Source organism: bacterium (assembly GCA_024228115.1).
Lineage (GTDB): Bacteria > Myxococcota_A > UBA9160 > UBA9160 > UBA6930.
In genome coordinates, this window is sequence record JAAETT010000372.1 from 1 (window position 1) to 7,866 (window position 7,866).

8 protein-coding genes are annotated in these 7,866 nt (G+C 62.2%); 5 read left to right on the forward strand and 3 right to left on the reverse strand.

The window, feature by feature from the left end:
* Nucleotides 1-134: 134 nt before the first annotated feature.
* Nucleotides 135-956 carry a metal-dependent hydrolase gene (locus tag GY937_16485; protein MCP5058302.1) on the reverse strand — a complete coding sequence of 274 codons (822 nt, stop codon included), beginning with the start codon at nt 954-956 and terminating at the stop codon, nt 135-137.
* 124 nt (nt 957-1,080) lie between these two features.
* Between GY937_16485 and GY937_16490 the strand changes: the two genes are divergently transcribed.
* The 4 genes from GY937_16490 (at nt 1,081) to GY937_16505 (ending at nt 5,573) form a co-directional block, all read left to right on the forward strand.
* Nucleotides 1,081-1,725: a TetR/AcrR family transcriptional regulator gene (locus tag GY937_16490; protein ID MCP5058303.1), complete on the forward strand. Its 645-nt coding sequence runs from the start codon at nt 1,081-1,083 to the stop codon at nt 1,723-1,725.
* Nucleotides 1,722-3,065 carry a carotenoid oxygenase gene (locus tag GY937_16495; GenBank protein MCP5058304.1) on the forward strand — a complete coding sequence of 448 codons (1,344 nt, stop codon included), beginning with the start codon at nt 1,722-1,724 and terminating at the stop codon, nt 3,063-3,065. Before GY937_16490 ends, GY937_16495 begins: the two co-directional genes overlap by 4 nt.
* Before the next feature lie 79 nt (nt 3,066-3,144).
* The gene (locus tag GY937_16500; GenBank protein ID MCP5058305.1) at nt 3,145-4,737 is read left to right on the forward strand and encodes an acyl-CoA synthetase; all 1,593 of its coding nucleotides are present in this window, start codon (nt 3,145-3,147) and stop codon (nt 4,735-4,737) included.
* 143 nt (nt 4,738-4,880) lie between these two features.
* The gene (locus GY937_16505; protein MCP5058306.1) at nt 4,881-5,573 is read left to right on the forward strand and encodes a class I SAM-dependent methyltransferase; all 693 of its coding nucleotides are present in this window, start codon (nt 4,881-4,883) and stop codon (nt 5,571-5,573) included.
* Between the two features lie 22 nt (nt 5,574-5,595).
* Here the strand turns inward: GY937_16505 and GY937_16510 are convergent, their stop codons facing one another.
* Together GY937_16510 and GY937_16515 are read right to left on the reverse strand one after the other, a co-directional pair.
* On the reverse strand, nt 5,596-6,591 hold the full coding sequence (locus GY937_16510) for an MBL fold metallo-hydrolase (protein MCP5058307.1): 996 nt from the start codon (nt 6,589-6,591) through the stop codon (nt 5,596-5,598).
* A gap of 3 nt (nt 6,592-6,594) precedes the next feature.
* Nucleotides 6,595-6,996, reverse strand: a complete 402-nt coding sequence (locus GY937_16515; protein ID MCP5058308.1) for a (2Fe-2S) ferredoxin domain-containing protein — start codon at nt 6,994-6,996, stop codon at nt 6,595-6,597.
* Nucleotides 6,997-7,300: 304 nt separating this feature from the next.
* Between GY937_16515 and GY937_16520 the strand changes: the two genes are divergently transcribed.
* Nucleotides 7,301-7,807 (forward strand): hypothetical protein, encoded by a 507-nt coding sequence (locus GY937_16520; GenBank protein MCP5058309.1) that lies wholly within the window; start codon nt 7,301-7,303, stop codon nt 7,805-7,807.
* Nucleotides 7,808-7,866: the final 59 nt, after the last annotated feature.

Sequence of the window (7,866 nt, forward strand, 5' to 3'; positions counted from 1 at the left end):
CCGAATAGAGCCTTGAATCAATCGCACTGAAGTGGCCTTGTTGGGTGTCGGTGGAGAAGCCTTGTAACTCCTTCATCTCACACTCACAGGGCCATTTCAATGTCCGGCGTTCACCTCACAACGACGGATTGGGGCTAGCTCACGAGCGGCACCGCCAGCCGGGCTCGTCCCGCTTCGATCAACGGTCCATCATCTTGCTGATCAGGATGGAAATCGCGCCGATACCAGGACCGGAAATCCGGGCCGAGGCCGCGAAGGAAACCGCGCTCACCGAAGAGAAAGCGCCAGCCACTCGCCCAGGTGCTTCGGCGGAAGAACACACCATCTTTCCAGAGCATGTAGCCGGTACGGAACAACATCTCGAAGAAGATGCCGGTGCTGTTCAACGTCAGCGACCAGCGGCGCAGGCCGGGGCCCGGCGCCACCTGCATGAGAACATCGAAAGCGACAGCTTTGTGCTCGGCTTCCTCCAGCGCGTGCCACTCCCAGAGCTGTGCCATGCGCGGATCCATCGGCTCGAGCCAGCGCTCCCGATCCGAGAGCAGCCGACGCGCGAGAATCGCCGTCAGATGTTCGAGGGCGGCCGTCGATGCGAGGGACATTCGGGGGAACCGGCGCACACTCCATTCGAGAACCTTGCGCATGAGATCGTTCGTCGGCTCGATGGCCGAGTAACCCTGCTGCTCCAGCATTCTCAGATGGCGATCGTGCTGGCGGCTGTGTTGCCCCTCCTGGGCAGAGAATCCCTTGATGGCCTCGCGCAGCTCTGGATCCTCGATGCGATCCCGATACTGCTGAACCGACCGCACGAAGAAAGCCTCACCATCCGGGAACACCGATGAAAGCGCGTTCAGGTAGTGGGTGGCGAAGGGATCCCCGTCGAACCAGTAGCGGGGGATCTTCTCGTCGAGTTCGAGCACCGGGCGACGAACGATGATCGGGTGTGCGGCTGCCATCGGAACCTCGGGGGCGCATCGGCCAAGGTAGCAGCCCCGGAACGCCCACGGTCGCCTCTCGAGCCTTCTGAGGCTCTCAATCAGATTTTTTGGACATTGTAAATTTTTGATGTAATCACTTCGAATGGGTCGAGCCGCACTCAGCGAGCAGGAGATCCAATCGTTTCGAGACCGCCTGGTCGAGGTCGCGACACGCCTGTTCGTCCGCGATGGCCATGCAGGAGTCACCCTGCGGGCGATCGCCCGGGAATTGGGCTGTAGCCCGATGACGCCCTATCGCTACTTCCGCGACCGGGACGAGATCTTCGCGGCCGTCCGCGCGGCCGCCTACCAGGCTTTCGCCGATGCTCAGGAAGCTGCGATCTCGCCGGATCAATCGCCGCTCGAGCGGCTGGCCGCCCTCGGGCAGGCCTACGCCACATTCGCGATCGAGCGCCCGGATGCGTACCGCCTGCAGTTCTCCCTCTCCCAGCCTTCTCCGGATGAATACCCGGACGTGCGGGAGGGCGAATTGGCCGCCTGGCGGCCCCTGCTCGGGGCCGTGCGGGGCGCCGTCGCAAGCGGCGATCTCGAGGGCGACCCCGAGATCCTGGCTCACCTGATGTGGAGCTCCGCCCACGGACTCGTATCCCTGCATCTGGCCGGCAAGCTCGTCATGGGCCACGACCTCGACGACCTGCTCCCGCATCTGCTCACCACGCTGATGCACGGCTCTCGAAAGCGTCCAACCGACGCCGTCGGTTCAACACTCCGAGGAATCGCGACATGACGACATCTCCGTTTCTTTCCGGAAACTTTGCTCCCATCGAAAGGGAGTTCACAGCCACTGATCTCGAAGTCAAAGGCGAGTTGCCCCGCGAGTTGAATGGCCGGTTGATGCGCATCGGGCCTAACCCGGTCGCGCCGAGCGAGCCCTACCACTGGTTCACGGGCAACGGCATGGTGCACGGCGTGCGGCTTCGCGATGGACGGGCCGAGTGGTATCGCAATCGCTACGTGCGGGACGACCAGGTCGTCGAAGCCAAGGGCTGGCCGGAAGTGCCGGGGCCGCGCCATGGGATGGGTGTCAACGTCGCGAACACCAACGTCATCAGCCACGCCGGCAAGACCTGGGCCATCGTCGAAGCTGGGGGCTTGCCCGTGGAGCTCACCAACGATCTCGAGACTGTCGCCCGCAGCGATTTCGGGGGGACGCTCCAGGGTGGCTTCACGGCCCACCCCAAGAAGGATCCGATCACCGGAGAGCTGCATGCCGTGACCTACTATTGGGATTGGGATCATCTGAAGCACGTGGTCCTTGGCAAAGACGGTCGCGTCCGCCGCAGCCTCGAGATTCCGGTTCCGGGCGGACCCATGGTGCACGATACGGCGATCACCGAGAGCCAGGTCGTCGTGCTCGATATGCCCTGCATTTTCGACCCGAGCGTGATGGAGCAGGGTGCGAGTTTCCCCTACGCGTGGCGGCCGGACTACGGCACGCGAATCGGTTTGCTCCCCTTGGAGGGTACAGCGGGTGACGTGCGCTGGTTCGAGATCGACACCTGCTACATCTTCCACCCCTTGAATGCCTACGATGCTGTAGACAACCAGGTCGTCTTCGATGCCGTCCGGCACGAGAAGGTATTCGACCAGGAAACGAACGGGCCGACGGAAGGCAACCCGAGGCTGACACGTTGGACCTTCGACCTGGCCAGTGGCGGTGTCAAGGAAGAGCAGCTCGACGATCGTCCCATCGAATTCCCCCGCCACGACGAGCGCAAGCTCGGACGCAAGCTTCGCTACGGCTACGCATCGAGCTCCGAAGCCTCGGATGCTCGCGCCTTCGACTTCGCGGCCATCGTCAAGTACGACCTCGAAACGGGAGGCAGAGAGCGCTGGACACCGGGGAACGGCTCCGCGGCCATGGAAGCCGTCTTCGTCCCGCGCGGCACCGATGCAGCCGAAGACGATGGTTTCCTCCTGAGCTACGTCTACGATCCCGCCGAAGATCGAACCGACGTCGTCGTCCTCGACGCTGCCAACATCACCGCCGGCCCCATCGCAAGCGTCGCACTTCCCACCCGGGTCCCGTTCGGCTTCCACGGCAACTTCGCCCCCGACGAAGAATAGAGGCATTGGCGGAGGCGAACGCGGCGCCGACTCCTACCCACGTTGCGTCGAAGAACGTCCCCTGTGTCGATTCTGGTCTATGGTGAAGTCGCAGGAGGAGAATCCCGTGAGCGACCCTTCCCCCACCACCGGTTTCTGGGCCATCGCCCAGGAGGATCCGGACCGCCTCGCGATCGCGGAGCCGAACTACGACGAGACGAGCTTCGGCCAACTCTACGAGCTGGTGAATCAGATCTCTCACGGATTTCGTGCGCAAGGCCTCGTGCGTGGCGATCACGTTGCCACGACCCTGCCGAACTCGACGCTGCAGATCGCGCTAGGCCTCGCGGCGTTCCAATCCGGCCTCTACATCACGACGATCAACTGGCATCTCGTGGGCCCAGAGATCGCCTACATCCTTCGCGACGCGGAAACGAAGATCTTCGTCACGCATGAACTCTTTGCCGAAGAATCCCGCCGCGCGGTAGACGAGGCCGGCCTGAGCGAAGAGCAGATCTTCTCCGTCGGTGAGATCCCGGGCTTCCGGCCCTCGTCCGAGCTCTTCACCGGGCAGCCGACGACGCGGCCAGACAATCCCACAGCGGGCTCTTTCATGTTCTACACGTCAGGCACCACTGGCCGACCAAAGGGCGTTCGCCGCGACCTGCCCGAAGCCCACCCCGATGTTCTCGGGAAGATGGCGGGGATGCTGTTCCTGATGTTCGGCATCCAACCCCACGATGGACACGTGGAAATCACGCAAGCGCCCCTCTACCACACCGCGGTCAACAACTGGACCCTCACGGCCCTCCACTGGGGCCACCCGGTCGTGCTGATGGATCGCTGGACACCGGAAGCAGCCCTCGAGCGAATCGAGAAATACAAGGTGACCTACTCCCATATGGTGCCGACCATGTTCCACCGGATGCTGAAGCTCCCGGACGAGGTGCGTCTCCGCTACGACGTGTCCTCGCTTCGCACGATGATCCATGCCGCCGCGCCCTGCCCCATCGAAACCAAATGGAAGATGCTCGACTGGTGGGGCGACGTGATCTGGGAATACTACGCAGCGACCGAAGGCGGCGGCACCATCGTCTCCCCGAAGGAATGGCGCGAGAACCCGGGGAGCGTCGGCCGGCCGTGGCCGAACTCCGAAGTCGTGATCTTCGACGACGATGGGAACGAGGTGCCCGCCGGCGCGAGCGGAACCATCTACATGCGCATGGGCGGCAGTGAGTTCAAGTACTACAAGGATGATGACAAGACGGACAAGGCCCGCCGCAAGGGCTTCTTCACCGTTGGCGACATCGGCTACTTCAACGAGGCTGGCTACCTCTTCTTGAACGACCGGGCCAATGACATGATCATCGCCGGCGGAGTCAACATCTACCCGGCCGAGATCGAGGGCGTCATCCAACAACACGAACACGTCCAGGACGTCGCCGTGTTCGGCGTTCCGAACGAAGACACCGGCGAAGAAATCAAGGCTGTCGTGGAACTCGTCCCCGGAATCGACGCGTCCGAAGGCGTGCGGGACGATATCGTCACCTACTACCAGGGACGCATGGCCAAACAGAAATGGCCGCGCTCGATCGACTTCACCGACGAGATGCCCCGCGACCCGAACGGCAAGCTCTACAAACGCAAGCTGCGTGACCCGTATTGGGAAGGCCACGACCGCGCGATCGTATAGCGCGGCGGTTCCCAGTTGAAGAGACGTACCGGCAGACGCTCAGCAGTCGAAGCCTTTGGGGCCGACGGACAACCATGACCTTTTTTTCGTTCAAGAGGGTGGCAGAGGGATACGCAGCGCATCGTCCCTTCTATCACCCGCTGGTGATCGCCAAGATCCGGGCACACCTGGGCCTGAAGGGCAGATTGAGTACGGCGCTCGATGTGGGCTGTGGGACAGGGCTGTCGACCGTCGCGCTCTGCGAGATTGCGGACCATGTCGTAGGTACGGACAGCTCCGCCACGATGATCGAGGTCGCCAATGATGTTGGGCAAGGCGGAGTGGTCTTCCACTGCGCACCGGGAGAGGACCTTCGGTTCCCGGACCAGTCATTCGACGTCATCACGGTATGCGGAGCCATCAACTGGATTAACCGAGAGCGCTTCCTCCCGGAAGCGAAACGGGTCCTGAAGCCGACTGGCTCGCTAGTCGTCTATGACAACTTCATTACGGACCGCATGAGCGATGTGCCCGAATACACGCAGTGGTTCCATGAACAATACCTGGGTCGGTACCCGAAACCTCCAAGAGATGAAACGCCCTTGACCACGCCCGAGGCCAAGCGGCATGGCTTTCATCTCGACCAGGAGGAGTATTCGAACGCTCTCCCAATGTCGAGAGAGCAGTACGTCGAGTTCATGCTCACACAATCCAACATCATATCTGCCGTGGAGTTGGGTTCAGAATCACTATCCGCGGCCAGGGAATGGATGAACCAGACACTCGTTCCAATCTTTCCGGAGGAAAAAGCCACTCTGTGTTTTTCGGGCTACGTCTGGTACTTGCGAACCGACTAGCCCCGGGCGGCCGTCCCTGGTCCTAACGATCCCAGCGCTGCCCTCCCGGACGATCGGCCCATAGGGTCATTCGCTCGTTGATCGGATGGATCACGGGAAAGAAGCCCTCGCCTTCGAGTCCCCCCGCACGGAGCTTCACCAGGGCGGAGTGAAGATCGACCAGATCGCGGAAGGCAAGGCGAGGTGCGCCCGGTGATTCCACGCGATGAGCCGTAAGAAGCTGCGCCTGCTCCGGGATCCGGGCCAGGAGCCCTTCCGCCGTGGCCAGGTAGTCGCCGACGGAGGAGTTCGGGAGGAACGCGAAGAGCGGGCCAGGGTAGATGGTGTCGCCGGTAAAGAGCTGGCTGCGCGTCTCGTCGAAGAGCGCCCAGGAATCCGTGGTATGCCCGGGCGTGGTCAGCACCTGGAGGCGCCGCCCGCCGAGATCGATTTCGTCGCCCGGTGCCCACCATTCGGTCACCATGAGAGGCTGAACCGGACGACCTTCGGCGAAGCCAAGATGCTCTTCCTCCGTTGGCGTGAGTACGTCATCCGGTGCGCGTGCCTTGAGGTACGGAAGATCGATCATCGCGACGCGATCGAAGCGATGCTGGCTGCCCACATGATCGAAGTGGAGGTGGGACGGTGCCGCGATCACGGGCAATGCCGTCAGTTCGTCGACGACTGGACGGATGTCCCGAACACCGGGGCCGGAATCGAAGAGCACCGCCCTCTCGTTTCCGAGGATCAGGTAGCTGTAGTTCTGCTGGTGGTAGCGAGGCTCGCCGATCGCGATCGTCGATGCATCGATCCACTCGAGCGTGTAGTAGTCGTCGAACCAGCGGACCGCGTCGCCCTCATCGTTCCTGGGAGCGAGGGCCGGCATCTCCGAGCCTTCGAACCAGACGAGTGCTCGCACTGCGAGCATCCTGGGAACGCTACAACCCGCCGTTCCACAGGCGATGAGGAGGAATGCGATCGCCAGATTCCACTTTCGCCTCGACTTCGGGCGAGCGCCGCCGATCCCGTCCGTCTTCACCTCTCAACTCCCGGTGTCGTTTGGTCGGGGCAAGACATGGGTGAACAACAGCTGATCTTCGACCGGGCGCCCTCCGATCAAGTGCTCCTGGATGATGCGCTCGAGCACGTCCGGTGTGCAGCCGTGGTACCAACTGCCCTCCGGGTAGACCACGGCGATCGGCCCCTTCATGCAGACCTGCAGACAGTTGGCCTTGGTTCGAAAGACACCGCCTTCAGCGACCAGCCCGAGTTCCGACAACCGGGTCTTGAGGAATTCCCACGAGACGAGGCTCTCGTCTCGACCGCAACACTTCGGCTTGGTCTGATCGCAACACAGCAAGATGTGGCGCTGGATCCGGCCGACCGCCAGCTCCTCCATCTTCTCCCGGGCCTTGCGCAACATGAGTTCATCGCGAGCGGGCATGGTCAGACACTCTATCGGATCTGATTGGGCGTATTCCTTCCCGAGGACCTTCCGAGCACCTCTCGCGGTGTAGATCCCCCCGAGCTGGACTCGACGCAAGTACGCGAGACGGCTGACCTTCTCAAGTTCTCACTTGCATGGGAATTGCAAACACGACATGCGCTGTTGTGCCCGGGACTGACGCCGCAACTAGCCATGCATCCTCCTCGGCGTCGCTCCCGGAGGCCTCCAAGGCGTCCTCCGTCGCCACTCGCTTGATCCGGTGTCACTCTCGGGAGTAGAATCTGTTTGTAGTGGAGGTCCCATGGAAAACCGAATCCTGGTCGGGATAGGACTGTTGCTGAACCTGACGATTTGCGGACTGAGCACCTCGGCGGCCGCCGATGCAATCCTCGTAAGCGATGACCGCGAAATCAGTGTCGCCGCGACCGGGTTCGGCTGCGCCATCGAAGACGTGGTCCAAGGGCCGCCGACGCCCTTCGCGCCCTACGTCGACTCCCTGACGCTTCCCGCGGATCTGGGAGGCTCAATCACCGCCGCTCAGAATACGACGGTGGGCACCACGGCCATGGGCGGAACAGGAAGTGTCTCGACCACCGCCGGTACGTCGCATTTCTGCGGAATCTCGACTTTCTCGATCACATTCCAGCTGCCCACCAGCATGTCCTACACGTTCGACGGCACGCTCTCGACAGCAGATAATCAGACATTCGGTCATTTCAAGTTGACTGGCCTCGGTGAACACCCAAAAGCGGCCATACGTGATCACCTGAAAACCGGCCATAGAACGGGGAGTCGTCCAGGACGTTGAGGCGGGCGAGGCGGATAGCCTCGCCGGCCATGGCAAATGTCTTGGACGCAGAGAAACAG

Excerpts from the sequence above, each read along its gene's own strand:
- GY937_16485 (MCP5058302.1), bottom strand. The coding sequence starts at position 956 with ATGGCAGCCGCACACCCGATCATCGTTCGTCGCCCGGTGCTCGAACTC.
- GY937_16490 (MCP5058303.1), top strand. The coding sequence starts at position 1,081 with ATGGGTCGAGCCGCACTCAGCGAGCAGGAGATCCAATCGTTTCGAGAC.
- GY937_16495 (MCP5058304.1), top strand. The coding sequence starts at position 1,722 with ATGACGACATCTCCGTTTCTTTCCGGAAACTTTGCTCCCATCGAAAGG.
- GY937_16500 (MCP5058305.1), top strand. The coding sequence starts at position 3,145 with ATGGTGAAGTCGCAGGAGGAGAATCCCGTGAGCGACCCTTCCCCCACC.
- GY937_16515 (MCP5058308.1), bottom strand. The coding sequence starts at position 6,996 with ATGCCCGCTCGCGATGAACTCATGTTGCGCAAGGCCCGGGAGAAGATG.
- GY937_16520 (MCP5058309.1), top strand. The coding sequence starts at position 7,301 with ATGGAAAACCGAATCCTGGTCGGGATAGGACTGTTGCTGAACCTGACG.